Source organism: Rhodococcus sp. NPDC060176 (assembly GCF_042728675.1).
In the GTDB taxonomy this organism is placed as follows: Bacteria; Actinomycetota; Actinomycetes; order Mycobacteriales; family Mycobacteriaceae; genus Rhodococcus_F.
In genome coordinates this window covers 73,805-88,469 of sequence record NZ_JBHWYS010000009.1, presented here as the reverse complement: position 1 = coordinate 88,469, position 14,665 = coordinate 73,805, and the positions used below count along the sequence as shown (strand labels likewise).

Annotated in this window: 12 protein-coding genes; 4 read left to right on the top strand and 8 right to left on the bottom strand. The window is 62.6% G+C overall.

What is annotated here, in order from left to right:
- On the top strand, positions 1–378 hold the full coding sequence (locus ACFWEM_RS28950; protein WP_378539192.1) for a hypothetical protein: 378 nt from the start codon (positions 1–3) through the stop codon (positions 376–378).
- Positions 379–770: 392 nt separating this feature from the next.
- Positions 771–1,964, top strand: coding sequence for an NADP-dependent malic enzyme (locus ACFWEM_RS28945; protein ID WP_230817414.1), 1,194 nt, complete (start codon positions 771–773; stop codon positions 1,962–1,964).
- Positions 1,965–2,036: 72 nt separating this feature from the next.
- Here ACFWEM_RS28945 and ACFWEM_RS28940 read toward each other — a convergent pair whose 3' ends face one another.
- From ACFWEM_RS28940 to ACFWEM_RS28925, 4 genes are read right to left on the bottom strand one after another with little or no spacing between them, the layout of a single operon-like run.
- Positions 2,037–2,726: an ABC transporter permease gene (locus ACFWEM_RS28940; protein WP_378539191.1), complete on the bottom strand. Its 690-nt coding sequence runs from the start codon at positions 2,724–2,726 to the stop codon at positions 2,037–2,039.
- The gene (locus ACFWEM_RS28935; RefSeq protein ID WP_378449059.1) at positions 2,723–3,406 is read right to left on the bottom strand and encodes an ABC transporter permease; all 684 of its coding nucleotides are present in this window, start codon (positions 3,404–3,406) and stop codon (positions 2,723–2,725) included. Before ACFWEM_RS28935 ends, ACFWEM_RS28940 begins: the two co-directional genes overlap by 4 nt.
- A 4-nt stretch (positions 3,407–3,410) precedes the next feature.
- Entirely contained in the window at positions 3,411–4,556 is a 1,146-nt protein-coding gene (locus tag ACFWEM_RS28930; RefSeq protein WP_230817417.1) for an ABC transporter ATP-binding protein, read from the bottom strand.
- A gap of 4 nt (positions 4,557–4,560) precedes the next feature.
- Complete coding sequence (locus ACFWEM_RS28925) at positions 4,561–5,499, bottom strand: ABC transporter substrate-binding protein (RefSeq protein WP_003945094.1); 939 nt, start codon at positions 5,497–5,499, stop codon at positions 4,561–4,563.
- Positions 5,500–5,702: 203 nt separating this feature from the next.
- On the opposite strand from ACFWEM_RS28925, the gene ACFWEM_RS28920 reads away from it, so the two are divergent.
- On the top strand, positions 5,703–6,587 hold the full coding sequence (locus tag ACFWEM_RS28920; protein ID WP_030536932.1) for an ABC transporter substrate-binding protein: 885 nt from the start codon (positions 5,703–5,705) through the stop codon (positions 6,585–6,587).
- Here the strand turns inward: ACFWEM_RS28920 and ACFWEM_RS28915 are convergent.
- The 3 genes from ACFWEM_RS28915 to ACFWEM_RS28905 all read right to left on the bottom strand — a co-directional run bounded on the left by ACFWEM_RS28915 (position 6,581) and on the right by ACFWEM_RS28905 (position 9,987).
- Complete coding sequence (locus tag ACFWEM_RS28915; protein WP_063316844.1) at positions 6,581–7,522, bottom strand: alpha/beta hydrolase fold domain-containing protein; 942 nt, start codon at positions 7,520–7,522, stop codon at positions 6,581–6,583. The genes ACFWEM_RS28920 and ACFWEM_RS28915 overlap by 7 nt on opposite strands.
- 63 nt (positions 7,523–7,585) lie before the next feature.
- Positions 7,586–8,416 carry an SDR family oxidoreductase gene (locus ACFWEM_RS28910; protein ID WP_007736128.1) on the bottom strand — a complete coding sequence of 277 codons (831 nt, stop codon included), beginning with the start codon at positions 8,414–8,416 and terminating at the stop codon, positions 7,586–7,588.
- Positions 8,413–9,987, bottom strand: a complete 1,575-nt coding sequence (locus tag ACFWEM_RS28905; RefSeq protein ID WP_003945071.1) for an NAD(P)/FAD-dependent oxidoreductase — start codon at positions 9,985–9,987, stop codon at positions 8,413–8,415. The genes ACFWEM_RS28910 and ACFWEM_RS28905 overlap by 4 nt, the downstream gene beginning before the upstream one ends.
- A gap of 71 nt (positions 9,988–10,058) precedes the next feature.
- Here ACFWEM_RS28905 and ACFWEM_RS28900 point away from each other — a divergent pair, with 71 nt between their 5' ends.
- On the top strand, positions 10,059–10,688 hold the full coding sequence (locus ACFWEM_RS28900) for a TetR/AcrR family transcriptional regulator (protein WP_007736130.1): 630 nt from the start codon (positions 10,059–10,061) through the stop codon (positions 10,686–10,688).
- A gap of 99 nt (positions 10,689–10,787) precedes the next feature.
- Here the strand turns inward: ACFWEM_RS28900 and ACFWEM_RS28895 are convergent, their stop codons facing one another.
- Positions 10,788–14,549: a multifunctional oxoglutarate decarboxylase/oxoglutarate dehydrogenase thiamine pyrophosphate-binding subunit/dihydrolipoyllysine-residue succinyltransferase subunit gene (locus ACFWEM_RS28895; RefSeq protein WP_378539190.1), complete on the bottom strand. Its 3,762-nt coding sequence runs from the start codon at positions 14,547–14,549 to the stop codon at positions 10,788–10,790.
- Positions 14,550–14,665: the final 116 nt, after the last annotated feature.

Here is a 14,665-nt window from a genome sequence, read left to right as displayed (position 1 = left end):
ATGACATACGACGACCGGTACGACAGGTACGAGGACGAATACCAGTACCAGGATTATCAGGACTATCAGTACGAAGACGAGTATCCCGCCGACAATCGTCAATGGCTGCTGGTCCGCGCTCTACGTGCCCTGAGCGGCACCGTGGCGGCCGGGATCGTGGTCTTGACGCTCGTGATCATCGGCTCGGCATATCTTGGCGGAAACCGCGGATTCCCGGGGCCGGGAACGACATCGATCACTGCGCACATTGCGGCCTCGGTGGTTGCTCTTGCTGCGCAGATCTGGTGTGACCGTAGGCGGGGTATCGCGGCGGTTGCCGGATCGGTGATCGTGCTCGTGGTGGCGGGGCTGTTGTTGGTGACGCAGTGGTGGGGATGACACGGTGAGGATGACTGGGTGGGGATGACGGCTCGGTTTCGAGTGTGGTGAGGAATCCGACCGCTTGGAGGATTTGATTGTGATCCGACTCTGGTGGCAAACTGGAGTTACTTCGAGGCGGCGCCACAGCCCGGCCCCGAAGTGCAGGTTTCGTCAGAATCTCTCCCGGAACCTAGATTGCATGGATACGCCAGGGCTCACCCGCCCCACACCATGACGCTTCGGATGTATTGCGGCCCACTTTCTCGCGCACGCCGAATGCTCTTCTTCTCAGTAGTCGTTCGCGGAAGAAATGATCTCTGACCGTTGTGAACGTGATTTTGCACCGGTCCGAAGGATTACTTCCCAGTAACCCAGCCCCGAATGAGGCTGGACTAATCAGGAGTGTCATCGTGTCCCTCGTGACTGAAGCCATCAACGTACCCAAGGTCGAGCTGACCGACGAAGAAATCTTTGCCGCTCACGTCGGTGGCAAGCTCTCGGTCGAGACCACCGCGCCGCTCGATACGCAGCGCGCCCTCTCGATCGCCTATACGCCGGGTGTTGCTCAGGTGAGCCGCGCCATCGCTGCCGACGAAACCCTTGCCGATCGATACACCTGGACCAACCGACTCGTCGTCGTGGTCAGTGACGGCACCGCGGTTCTCGGGCTCGGCGACATCGGCCCCCGCGCGTCGCTGCCCGTCATGGAGGGCAAATCGGCACTGTTCAAGAACTTCGCCGGACTGAACTCCATTCCGCTGGTTCTCGATACCAAGGATCCCGACGAGATCGTCGAGACGCTCATCCGTCTGCGTCCGAGCTTCGGCGCGGTCAACCTCGAGGACATCTCGGCGCCGCGTTGCTTCGAGATCGAGAAGCGCGTCATCGAAGCTCTCGACTGCCCTGTCATGCACGACGATCAGCACGGAACCGCGATCGTGGTCCTCGCGGCGCTCAAGGGCGCAGTGAAGGTCCAGAGCCGCGACATCACCGCACTCAAGGTCGTCATCTCCGGCGCCGGTGCTGCTGGTGTTGCCTGCGCGAACATCCTGCTCGCCGCGGGAATCGCCGACGTCATCGTGCTGGACTCGAAGGGCATCATCTCGGGTGAGCGCAGTGACCTCAACGAGGTGAAGGCAGAACTCGCGGCCCGCACCAATCCGCGCGACCTGCACGGTGGTGCCATCGAGGCGCTCGAAGGTGCCGACGTCTTCCTCGGTGTCTCGGCGGGCAAGATCCCCGAGGAGCTCATCGCTTCGATGGCTCCCGAGTCGATCGTATTCGCACTCTCCAACCCGGACCCGGAGATTCACCCCGAAACCGCGTCGAAGTACGCGGCGATCGTGGCGACGGGCCGTAGCGATTTCCCGAACCAGATCAACAACGTTCTCGCCTTCCCCGGTGTCTTCAAGGGCGCGCTCGACGCCGGCGCCCGTCGCATCACCGAAGGTATGAAGCTCGCTGCCGCCGAGGCAATCCTGTCGGTGGTCGGCGACGAGTTGGCAGCGGACAAAATCGTCCCCAGCCCACTCGACCCTCGCGTGGCACCCGCAGTAGCGGAAGCCGTCGCGGCCGCAGCGCATGCTGAGGGCGTGACCAGCTAAGAGGGACTACGAAAGCCCCGATCGGAACCCGCACACAAGGTTCCGATCGGGGCTTTTTCGTGGGTATCCGAGCTACAGACGGGCGAGGTCAGGTGTTCGACGCAGCCTGCCGGTACCGGGAACAGAAGCCCAGACGACCACTGCCAGTAAACCGTCGACGACAAGAGCCACAACCGCGACCAGGATTGCGCCGACGACCACGCGGTCGTACTTGTAGAGCGCGAGACCGTCGAAGATGTAGCGGCCGAGGCCACCGAGGTTGACGTAGGCGGCGACGGTCGCTGTGGCTATCACCTGCAGCGTCGCGTTGCGCAGGCCGCCGAGAATCAGCGGGAGCGCGTTGGGAATCTCGACTCGGAAGAGCACCTGGAGCTCGGTCATGCCCATCGCCCGCGCGGCCTCGACGACGCCACGGTCGACGCTGGCGATTCCGGCGTACGTGCCGGCGAGGAGCGGAGGAATGCCGAGGATCACGAGCGCGAGAATCGGCGGCATGACTCCGAGTCCCATGAGCAGAACGAGGAAGGTCAGCAGGCCGAGTGTGGGCAGTGACCGCAGTGCGTTGACCAGACTGACGACCACGATCTCACCGCGGCGCAGATGCCCGATGATCAATCCGATCGGTACCGCGATCACGGCCGAAAGTGCCACGGCCAGAACGCTGTACCACAGGTGCTGGAGAATGCGGGTGCCGATACCGGTGTCGCCGCTCCAGTTTCCGGGATCGACGATGAAGTCCCAGGCTCCGGTGAAGATGCTCATACGGGTTCCCCCTCGGCTGACAGGACGGCCGGAACCTTCGACGAGCGCGACGTCCTGGTCCACGGGGTCAGGAATCGGCCGATCAGATACAGGATCAGATCGAGCGCCAGTGCCAGCACGACGATCGCGATGATGCCGGCAACGATCTGATCCGGGTAGTCACGGTCGTAGCCCTGTTTGAACAGAACTCCCAGACCGCCGATTCCGATCAGTGATCCGACCGAAACCAGCGAAATGTTGGTAACGGCAATAACTCTGATGTTCGCGATCATCACCGGCAGCGCCAACGGCAACTCGACCGTCAGGGCGCGTCGTAGTGGCGTGAACCCGACGGCGGTGGAGGCGTCGATGACGTTGTCCGGCACCGAGTCGAGTGCTTCGGGCACAGCCCGGATGAGCAGTGCCGTCGCGTACACGCTGAGTGCGATCACCACGTTGAGCGGATCAAGGGTCTTGAGACCGAACAACTGGGGGATTGTCACGAACAGCGCGAGCGACGGAATCGTGAACGCGATGCTCGCCAGGGTCAACGTGATTCGGCGCAGCCACCGGACGTTGCGGATCGCTGTTCCTACCGGCACGGCAATCAGGAGACCGATCAGCAAGGGCAGCAGCGCCAGATACAGATGGGTCTTCGAGTAGTCCACAACCGTCGAGAAATTGTCGATGAGCCAGCGCATGCCGCTACGCCCCGAATCCCTCGGTGAAGGCGACTCGGTTGCGTTCCTCGTCCTCGCGTCGACGCTGATCTGCCAATTTCGCAACGACTTCGGAACCGAGGATCCCGCCGATGACCGAACCCTCGCCGTCGACCGCAACGCCGATACCGGAAGGCGACGAGATTGCCGCGTCGAGTGCTTGACGGAGATCGCCGCCGGGGGAGAACAGCGAACCACCGGCCGACGTCGACTGAGCAAGGGTGCGTCCCGAGCGCAGACCTTCGACGCCGGTCACGTCGATCCATCCCTGGGGGCTTCCGCTGTCCGTGACCACGAGAACCCATTCGCCCAATTCGAGACGCAGAGCCTTCAATTCGTTCTCGACGGCCGTACGGACCGGGTGAAGAGGAACCTCGTCGGCAGCGCGGAACGACAATCCCCGATAGCCGCGATCGCGTCCGACGAATCCGGCGACAAAATCTGTTGCCGGAGCGGCCAACACGTCGCGAGGCGCCGCCACCTGCTGAAGACGCCCACCGGGACCGAAGACGGCAATATGATCGCCGAGTTTGACTGCTTCGTCGATGTCGTGGGTGACAAAGACGATCGTCTTCTTCAGTTCGCTTTGCAGACGGAGCATTTCGGTCTGCAAATCCTCACGCACCACAGGATCGACGGCACTGAAGGGCTCGTCCATCAACAGGATCGGCGGATCGGCTGCCAAAGCGCGGGCAACTCCCACACGTTGCTGCTGCCCACCCGAGAGTTGCCCGGGATAGCGAGTGGCAAGTGAAATGTCCAGTCCGACTCGTTCGAGCACACCCAACGCGGCTTTACGTGCGGCGCGGCGGGACTCACCGCGTAGCACCGGAACCGTTGCGACGTTGTCGATCACGGTGCGGTGGGGAAGCAGGCCGGCATTCTGAATGACATACCCGATGCCGAGGCGCAGTTTCACCGCGTCGGTCTGGGCGATGTCACGACCGTCGACGAAGATCTTGCCCGACGTCGGTGTGATCATCCGGTTGATCATGCGCATCGACGTCGTCTTGCCGCACCCGGAGGGCCCCACGAACACCGTGAACGACTCGGCCTCGATGGTGAGATCGAGACGGTCGACGGCGGTGGTGCCGTCCGGATACTGCTTGGTGACACCCTCGAAGGTGATCACGTGACTACGAGACCGGCTTGTCGAGGCCCTGCGCCGTCACCCACGCCTTGGCCGCCGCTGCCGGCTCCGTCTTCGTGTCGCCGGACACCTGGACGTTGAGTGCCAACAATTCTTCGGTGGTGAGCTTGGCGGACACCGCATCGAGGACCGTCTTCAACTTGTCGGAAGACTTCGAGGCACGCAGCACCGGCACCACGTTCTGAGCCGGGAAATTGTTCTTCGGGTCTTCGAGAACCACGAAGTTGTTTTCCGGGATGGAGGCCGACGTCGTGAAGATGTTTGCCGCTGTGATGTCACCGGACGAGAGAGCCTTCACGGTTGCCGGTCCACCGCCGTCGGCGATCGGAACGAAGTTGGCAGCCGAGATGTCGAGGCCGTAGTTGGACTTCAAACCGGGCAATCCGGCTGGACGTTCCTGGAACTCGGCCGGAGCACCGAACTTGACCTCGGCGGAATGCGGAGCCAGATCGGCGATCGTCTTCAGGTTCCACTTGTCCGCGGTTTCCTTGGTGACGACGACGGCGTCCTTGTCCTCGGCGGACGCGGGTGTCGCAATCGCCAATTCCGACCCGAGAGCTGCGGGAAGGGCAGCGAGGACGTCAGCGGAGCTGGTGGCTGTGCTGTCGGGATCCAAGTACTGCAGGAGGTTTCCCGTGTAATCCGGAATGACGCTGATGGACCCGTCCTTGAGCGCCGGAATGTACGCCTCACGGCTGCCGACGTTGAACGACGTGGACACATCGAACCCGTTGACACGCAGTGCTTCGGCGTAGATGTTGGCGATCGTCTCGGACTCGGTGAAGTTGGCGGAGCCGACGACGATCGCGTTGGGATCGCTGTTGGAGTCGCCGTCGCTGCTACCGCACGCTGTCAGTGCAGTCAGAGAGACAACGGTTGCCGCGGCTACGAGCCAACGGTTGGAACGAAATCGTGAGGTGCGCATGAGCGTCCTTCCGGTTTTTCGGGCGTCCCGTGTTTCGGGCGTCGGAAACCATTCCCTTGTGGCGAAGCCACCCGAGTGACTTCGACGGCGCCGCCACCGAGTGGCTGCGTCAGGACTGGTTACCGCGCATCGCCCGACAAGTGTAACGATAGGTACCGACATGGCACGGTTTTCGATCCATGGGATTGGATGTGAGGATTTCGGTGAAGAGCACACGCACGAAGTATTCGACTGTTGTTGCAGCACTGATGGTCCTGCCGATTCTCAGCGGATGCGCAAACGGTGATTCGGTGGTAGAGGGTGCCGAAGCGGAGTCTCGTGACCAGATCGTGGTGGCTGCTGACGCATCGGTGGAGAGTTCGGTGTTGGCCGAGGTGTATTCGACGGTGCTCTCCTCCTCCGGCCTGTCGGCTCGCGTCGAATCGGTGGGTGGTGGCCGAAACCAATCACTCGAGGCTCTGGACGCAGCGCGAGTCACTTTGGTGCCCGAGTTCACTGGCGCGCTGCTCGATCACTACGACCCGTCATCCCCGGCCCGCAAGGCCGACGACGTCTTCGAAGCCTTGAGTCGCTCTCTGCCTGAGGGTCTTTCGGTCTCCGACTATGCGATGGCCGAAGATCGTGCGGTCCTCGCACTCGACACCGGATACGCACAGTCGTTGGGAGCGAAGACGATAGAAGCCTTTGCTCCTTCGTGTGCCGCGGCGAGGCCGCTCGTCTCCGCGAGATTCGTCGAGGACGGGGCAGTGGAACAGTTGGCCGAGGGCGCCGAGTGTGTCTTCGCCGGTGTCGATCAGGCAACGCCGGCAGACGTACCCGGTGCACAAGTATTCGGAACCACGACGCTGTCGGCGTTGGCACAATCCGATGCCGTCACAGTGCTCGCTGATTCGAATCACGTTCTGGCTGCGCAGAATGTCGTTCCGCTCTTTCGAGCGGGCGCACTGGGAGATTCGGCTGTCAAGGCGCTCAGCGTCGTTGCCGGTGAACTGTCCACCACCGATCTCGCCGCAATGATCGAGCAGGTGCGGACCGGCAAGGCGTCAGCCTCGGAAGTCGCCCGCACCTGGTGGGACACCCGTCAGTGACTGTTCGAGCCCACTGCTGAACTCGAATCATCCTTGGCACGAATCAGTTTCGATGCGATGAACTGGCCGAGGTCGGAAACGGCGTCTGCTGCTTCCTTCACCAGTGACGCCTGTGCGTGAGCCACGTGCCACAGTCGCGCGTACTCCACCAGGGACACGTCGACGCCGGCAGCGGAGAGCTTGTCGGTGAACGTCATGATCTGCGGGTAGAGGACTTCCTCGGAACCGACGTGAATCCTGGTGGGTGGCAACCCGTCGAGCTTGCCATGCATCGGTGCGTAGCCGGGATCAGTACGGTCGCCTCCGGCAAGGTAGGCGTCGGCGGCGTCGAAGGACCACGCTGTGTTGACCACCAGGTCGGCCTTTTTGGTAGCACTCCGATCGCCGGGATCGACCCACGGTGAGATCAGGGCAAGCGCGCCGGGGGTCACGCCGTGACGCTCGATCAGACGGATAGCGGTCGCCGCGGCCAGGCCGCCACCGGCCGAATCGCCGGCGATGGCAACGCGGTCTTCCGAATAGTCGAACTCGGTGACCAACTGCATGAAGGCTGAGACCGCGTCGTCGAGAGCGGCGGGATACGGATTCTCCGGCGCGAGACGGTAGTCCAAGGTGAAGACCGCACTGGACGACTCACGGGCGAGATGAGCTGCGAGAGAACGGTGTGTGGACAGCGAACCCAGCGTGTACGCCCCGCCATGCAGGTAGAGAACTGCGGTGGGGCGCTCGGTTGCGCCGACGGTGATCTTCTCTGCCGGTCGGCAAGCCAGCTCCAGCGGGCGCACGACGGCGCCCGCTGGAACCTGCTGTAGCGGTGCCCCGGCCTCGAGCAACAGACGTTGAATCCGATACGGCAGCCGCGAGTTGAAAGCCAGACGGAAGTACGGCTTCAACAAGAATGCGACCACGGGCAGCGGAAGGGTGAACGTGCTCACCGGCAGGGCTCCTGACTCTATATGCGAACTGCGCTGTGAAACGAACTGCGCTGTGAAACGAACTCAGCTGGACTTGGGCATCATTCGGCCGGCGACGATCGCGACGATGCGCTGGTAGCCCGATCCTACGAGGCGAACCCAGGCGTCGAGTGCGATTGCGTCCATCCCGATGAGAACTCGCGGCTTGCTCTTGCGAACGCCGTTGACGATCGTCTTGGCGGCATCTTCCGGAGTGGTGCGCGCGAGCTTGCGGTCGAAGAACTCGGAGAAGACCGCAAGATCTTCACCCGGGCCTGCGGTGGCGTTGCGTGCGATGGCGGTCTTGATTCCGCCCGGGTGCACACAGGTCACCTTCACCGGGTGCTTGGCGATCAGCATTTCCTGGCGAAGCGACTCGGTGAAACCGCGAACGGCGAACTTGGCCGAGTTGTATGCGCTCTGACCCGGCATCGACAGCAGACCGAAGAGGCTCGACACGTTCACGATGTGCCCGTCGCCGGAGGCGATGACGTGGGGGAGGAATGCCTTGGTGCCGTTGACAACTCCCCAGAAGTCGACGTCCATGACACGTTCGAAGTCCTTGAATTCGGACTTCTCGAAAGTGCCGTGGTAGGCGATTCCGGCGTTGTTGTAGATCTGGTTGACCTTGCCGAAATGGGCGACAACCGCGTCGGCGTACTCGAGAACCGCTTCGCGCTGGGTGACGTCGAGATGGTCCGACTTCACCTCGGCGCCGATGGCTTCCACCAGACGCGTTGTCTCGGCGAGCCCGATGGTGTCCACGTCGGAGATTGCCAACTTGGCGCCCTGGCCGGCCAGGTTCAGCGCTAGTGCGCGACCGATGCCCGATCCCGCTCCGGTGATGACTACGACCTTGCCTGCAAAATCACTCATTGTGCTACTGCCTTCTCGTCGTCGAGGTCGATCTGTGAAGTGGTCGCGGTGCCGACGGCGCCGAGATCCGAGGTGGCGACGCTGCGGTATGCCGCGAGGTCGAAATGCTTGGTGGCGTTGCGGAACTGGAAGGTGAAGCCAGGCCACAGGGTGGTGTTGTTTCCGTGCTTGTCCATGTACCAGCTGGCGCAACCGCCGTTGTTCCACACGCTCTTGGACATAGCTGCCTGCAGGTCCTTGTTGTACTTGTCCTGCTTGTCCTTGCGCACCTCGATGGTGCCGATGTCGTACTTGTCGATGGTGGCGATCGCGTCGACCAGGTAGTTGATCTGCGACTCGATCATGAAGACCATCGACGAATGTCCGAGGCCGGTGTTGGGTCCGACGAGGAAGAACATGTTGGGGAAGTTGGCAACTGCCGCGCCCTTGTATCCCTGCATGCCGGTCTCTTCGAAGACCTCGGCGAGCGAGCGTCCGTCCTTGCCGAAGATTCCCGCGAAGGTGGGGGAGTCGGTGACGTGGAATCCGGTCGCCACGACGATGGCATCGATCTCACGGGTGGTGCCGGTCTTCGAGACGATCCCGTTGGCGGTGACCTCCTCGATGCCTTCGGTCACCAGGTCGACATTGTCCTGGGCGAGGGTGGGGAAGTAGTTGTTCGAGATCAGCATGCGCTTGCAGCCGATCTGGAAGTTGGGCATGACCTTCTTGCGAAGATCCTTGTCCTTGATCTGGGCCTTCAGGTGACGCTCGGCGGCGAACTGCAACGGCTTCATGAAGACCGGCGCCTTGGCCAGGCCGACGACCTGCGTCTCTCGCATCCAGTAGATACCGGTGCGGCACAACTTCTGGAAGCCGGGGAGGTACTTGAACGCGAGGTGCTCGATCTTGGTGTACTCGCGGTCTGCGCGGGGCAGGATCCACGGCGCCGTGCGCTGGTACACGTCGAGATGCGAGACCTTCTTGCCGATGGCCGGCACGATCTGGATGGCCGAGGCGCCGGTTCCGATGACGGCCACACGCTTGCCGGTCAGATCGGCGTCGTGGTTCCAACGCGAGGAGTGGAAGATCTCGCCCTTGAAGCCGTCGATGCCCTTGATGTCCGGAAGTGAAGGCTCACACAATGCGCCGACGGCCGAGACGACGATCTTTGCGACGAATTCGCCCTTGTTGGTGCTGACGTGCCACCGAGCAGACGCCTCGTCCCAGCGTGCGGAGAGAACGTCGCAGTCGAAGATGTGCTTGTCGAGCACCTTGTGGCGGTTGGCCACCGACTGGATGTACTTGTAGATCTCGGGCTGAGTGGAGAAGGAGCGCGTCCACTCCGGATTGAGTGCAAAAGAGTACGAGTACAAATGCGACGGCACGTCACACGCGGCGCCCGGGTAGCTGTTGTCACGCCAGGTCCCGCCGACGTCGTTGCCGCGCTCGAGAACGACGTAGTCGGTGATGCCGGCCTGTGCCAGTTTGATCGCCGCACCGAGACCGGCGAAACCACTGCCGATGATCAGTGTGCCGACGTGGCGAGTATCCGCGGCAGGTGCTGAGGTATCTGTAACTGGAAGACTCATGTAGGGAACGATATGCCTTTATTGAGTCACGGTCAATAGCTTATTGACGAATATTCAGTAGTCTATTGGGCATGGACGCAGTAAAGCGAACACGGCTCGACCCTGCGCAACGCCGAGCGCAACTCATCGACCTCGGGGCGCGGATGCTGGCCGAACGGCCGCTCGAACAGATTTCCGTCGAGGACATCGCCGATCAGGCTGGTGTCTCGCGGGGGCTTCTGTTCCACTACTTCGCGTCGAAAAGCGAGTTCCATCTGGCGATCGTCCGACACAGCAGTGAACAGATGCTCCAGCGCACCGAGCCGAGCGAGTCGGACGATCCGATGCTCACCCTCCGCTCGGTGCTGGCGTCGTACGTCGACTACGTGACCGAGAACCGCAATACCTACGTCTCGCTGCTCCGGGGGACCGCCAGCGGGGATCCGCAGATGCGTGAGGTGTTCGAGCAGACTCGCGACATCATGGCCAAGAGAACCCTCGATCAGCTCCCGAAGATCGGCCTGACTCGAACACCTCAGGTGGAGTTGGCCGTTCGCGGTTGGATCGCGTTTGTCGAGGAAGCCACCATCAGTTGGCTCCGAGCGCCCGCCATCACCCGCGAGGAACTGATCGACCTGACGGTTCAGTCGTTACCTGCGTTGGCACTGGCCGCCGTCGGCTTCGATGCCGGGCCGGATCTGGGTCTGCTGCAATCGAATTGACGTGAACGCAGAAAGGCCGGGCCCCACACTCCTTGCGGAATGTGGGGCCCGGCCCTTGTCAAATTACTGAGATCAGTTGGTCGGCAGGAACGCCACTGTTCAGTTGGTCGGCAGGAACGCCTCGTCCAAGATCTCCTGCTGCTCCACCGCGTGGACCTTGCTCGATCCCGAAGAGGGAGCGGACATCGGACGACGCGAGATGCGCTTGATACCGGTCAAGGTCTCCGGCAGAAGGTCCGGCAGAGCCAGCCCGAGGAACGGCCACGCACCCTGGTTTGCGGGCTCTTCCTGGACCCAACGGAACTGATCCGCATTCGGGTAACGGTCCAGGGTCTCCTTGAGGCGACGCTTCGGCACGGGGTAGAGCTGCTCCATGCGCACGATGGCGATGTCGTCACGCTCGTCCTTGTGCTTCTTCGCCAGGAGTTCCCAGTACAGCTTGCCGCTGACCAGCAGAACCCGCTTGACCGATTCGCGTGCGCTTTCGCCGCTCTCGTATGCCGGCTCCTCGAAGACCGAACGGAACTTGCCCGTCGTGAAGTCCTCGACGTTGCTGACGGCAGCCTTGTTACGCAGCATCGACTTGGGCGTGAATACCACCAGCGGACGGCGGATGCCGTCGAGGTGATGGCGACGCAGCAGGTGGAAGTAGCTGGCCGGAGTCGACGGAACCGCAACGGTCATCGAGCCTTCTGCACACAGCTGAAGGAAACGCTCGATGCGACCGGAGGTGTGGTCCGGACCCTGACCCTCGTGACCGTGCGGCAGGAGCAGCACGACGTCGGAGAGCTGACCCCACTTGGCCTCACCCGAAGAGATGAACTCGTCGATGATGGTCTGCGCGCCGTTGACGAAGTCACCGAACTGCGCTTCCCACAGGACCAGAGCGTCGGGGTTACCGACCGAGTAGCCGTACTCGAAGCCCAGACCTGCGTACTCGGTGAGTGCGGAGTCGTAGACCATGAACTTGCCGCCGTTTTCGGCGTCGGCAGCGATCTTGGCGATCGGGCTGTACTCGTTGCCGGTCTTGCGGTCGATGAGGACCGAGTGACGCTGCGTGAACGTTCCTCGCTTGGAGTCCTGACCCGCGAGGCGGATCAAGGCACCCTGCTCGGCCAACGAGCCGAACGCGAGCAATTCTGCGAACGCCCAGTCGACATGTCCCTCACGGGCCATCTCGCGGCGCTTCTCGGCAACCGGCTTGACGCGCGGGTGAACGGTGAAGCCGTCGGGGACGTTGACGAACGCATCACCGATGCGCTCGAGGACCTCGGGAGCGACAGCCGTGGTCAGGCGAGCCGGGGGAGTCTGGTCGAGTTCGACGGACTCGGACGGTTCGGGCTGGAACTTCTCGAGTTCACGGACCTCGTTGAAGACCCGTTCGAGCTGGCCCTGGTAGTCGCGAAGTGCGTCTTCGGCTTCCTTGAGCGAGATGTCACCGCGGCCGATGAGGGACTCGGTGTAGCTCTTACGAACGCTGCGCTTGGTGTCGATGACGTCGTACATGGCCGGCTGGGTCATCGACGGGTCGTCGCCCTCGTTGTGACCGCGACGGCGGTAGCAGATGAGGTCGATGACAACGTCCTTGCCGAACTTCTCACGGAAGTCGACGGCCAGCTGAGCAACCCAGACGCAAGCCTCGGGGTCGTCGCCGTTGACGTGGAAGACCGGTGCGGCGATCATCTTCGCGACGTCGGTGCAGTACTCGGACGAGCGTGAATGTTCCGGAGCGGTGGTGAAGCCGACCTGGTTGTTCACGACGATGTGCACGGTGCCACCGGTGCGGTAACCGCGAAGCAGCGAGAGGTTGAGCGTCTCGGCGACAACGCCCTGACCGGCGAATGCAGCGTCACCGTGCAGCATGAGCGGCAGGACGGTGAAGCCTTCTTCACCCTTGTCGAGGATGTCCTGCTTGGCGCGGACCAGGCCTTCGAGAACCGGGTCGACGGCCTCGAGGTGCGACGGGTTTGCGGTCAGTGAGACAGCGATGTCGTTGTCACCGAACATCTGGATGTACGTTCCGCTGGCACCCAAGTGGTACTTCACGTCGCCGGAGCCGTGAGCGGCTGCCGGGTTCATGTTGCCCTCGAACTCCGTGAAGATCTTGGAGTACGGCTTGCCGACGATGTTGGCCAGCACGTTGAGTCGGCCACGGTGCGGCATACCGATGACGACCTCGTCGAGCTGGTGCTCGGCGGCCTGGTCGATCACGGCGTCCATCATCGGGATGACGGCTTCGGCGCCTTCGAGCGAGAAGCGCTTCTGGCCGACGTACTTGGTCTGCAAGAACGTCTCGAAGGCCTCGGCGGCGTTGAGCTTGCTCAGGATGTACTTCTGCTGAGCGACCGAAGGCTTGGCGTGATGGCCCTCGACGCGGTCCTGGATCCACTGACGCTGATCCGTTTCGAGGATGTGCGTGTACTCGACGCCGACGTGGCGGCAGTACGCGTCGCGCAGCACGCTCAACACGTCGCGCAGCTTCATCTTCTCTTGGCCGTGGAAGCCGCCGACCTTGAACTCGCGGTCCAGATCCCACAACGTCAGGCCGTGGCTGATGACGTCGAGGTCGGGGTGGCTGTGGAACTTGTCCTTGACGAACTGCAACGGGTCCGTGTCGGCCATGAGGTGGCCGCGGTCACGGTATGCAGCGATCAGTTCGAGAACACGGGTGTTCTTGTCGACGGCGCCTTCCGGCACGTCCTTGCGCCAACGCACCGGCTCGTACGGGTTGCCGAGCGCGTGGAAGATCTCGTCGTAGAACTCGTCGCTGATCAGCAGGTTGTGGATCGTGCGCAGGAAATCGCCCGACTCGGCACCCTGGATGATGCGGTGATCGTAGGTCGAGGTGAGGGTCATCAGCTTGCCGACGCCCATCTCGGCCAGCTTCTCGTCGCTGGCGCCCTGGAACTCGGCGGGGTATTCCATCGCGCCGGCGCCGATGATGGCGCCCTGACCCTTCATCAGGCGGGGAACGGAGTGAACCGTGCCGATGCCGCCCGGGTTGGTCAGCGAGATGGTGACGCCGGAGAAGTCTTCGCCGGTGAGCTTGCCTTCGCGGGCACGGCGGACGATGTCCTCGTATGCCGCGTGGAACTGGACGAAGTTCATCGACTCGGTGTTCCGGATGGCGGCAACTACCAGTGAGCGGTTGCCGTCCTTGCCGGGAAGGTCGATCGCGAGTCCGAGATTGGTGTGCTCGGGCGTGACCGCGTTCGGCTTGCCGTCGATTTCGGCGAAGTGCCGGTTCATGTTGGGGAACGCGTTGACTGCCTGGATGATCGCGTAACCCAGGAGGTGGGTGAACGAGATCTTGCCGCCACGAGTACGTGCGAGGTGGTTGTTGATGACGATGCGGTTGTCGAACATCAGCTTCGCGGGGATGGCACGCACGCTGGTTGCTGTCGGGATCTCGAGCGAGAGCGACATGTTCTTGACGACTGCGGCTGCGGCACCGCGGAGAACCTTGGTTTCCTCAGCTCCACCGGCAGGGGCGGGCTTCGCAGGAGCGGCCGCGGGCTTGGCTGCTGCGGGCTTGGAAGGGGCGGCCTTGGCGGCGGGCGCTGCCGTCTTCGCGGGGGCCGGTGCGGCCGCCTTGGCGGGCGGCGCAGGAGGTGCGGTTTTGGGGGCGGGAGGCGTGGCCTTGGGAGCAGCAGGCGGAGCTACAACAGCGGCGGGTGCAGCCGCGTTGCCGTTCGAGGCAGTCCCGTTTCCACCTCCCGTGTTCGCCGAGTCCGGCGAGTAATCGGTCAAGAATTCGTGCCAACTGGGATCCACGGACGACGGATCGTCCTGGAAGCGTTGGTACATCTCGTCAACCAGCCACTGGTTCTGTCCGAATTGGGATGTAGAACTGCTGCTCACGGCAGGTGTTCGCCTCGTTTCTATTTCGGTACCCGATCAGAGCGCCTATATATGTGAGATTAGCCCGAGCGTGTGACGAGCAATTGTGCGGCACACAATTTGTGAGCTGTCTCACG

Excerpts from the sequence above, each read along its gene's own strand:
- ACFWEM_RS28940 (WP_378539191.1), bottom strand. The coding sequence starts at position 2,726 with ATGAGCATCTTCACCGGAGCCTGGGACTTCATCGTCGATCCCGGAAAC.
- ACFWEM_RS28935 (WP_378449059.1), bottom strand. The coding sequence starts at position 3,406 with ATGCGCTGGCTCATCGACAATTTCTCGACGGTTGTGGACTACTCGAAG.
- ACFWEM_RS28910 (WP_007736128.1), bottom strand. The coding sequence starts at position 8,416 with ATGAGTGATTTTGCAGGCAAGGTCGTAGTCATCACCGGAGCGGGATCG.
- ACFWEM_RS28925 (WP_003945094.1), bottom strand. The coding sequence starts at position 5,499 with ATGCGCACCTCACGATTTCGTTCCAACCGTTGGCTCGTAGCCGCGGCA.
- ACFWEM_RS28905 (WP_003945071.1), bottom strand. The coding sequence starts at position 9,987 with ATGAGTCTTCCAGTTACAGATACCTCAGCACCTGCCGCGGATACTCGC.
- ACFWEM_RS28900 (WP_007736130.1), top strand. The coding sequence starts at position 10,059 with ATGGACGCAGTAAAGCGAACACGGCTCGACCCTGCGCAACGCCGAGCG.
- ACFWEM_RS28950 (WP_378539192.1), top strand. The coding sequence starts at position 1 with ATGACATACGACGACCGGTACGACAGGTACGAGGACGAATACCAGTAC.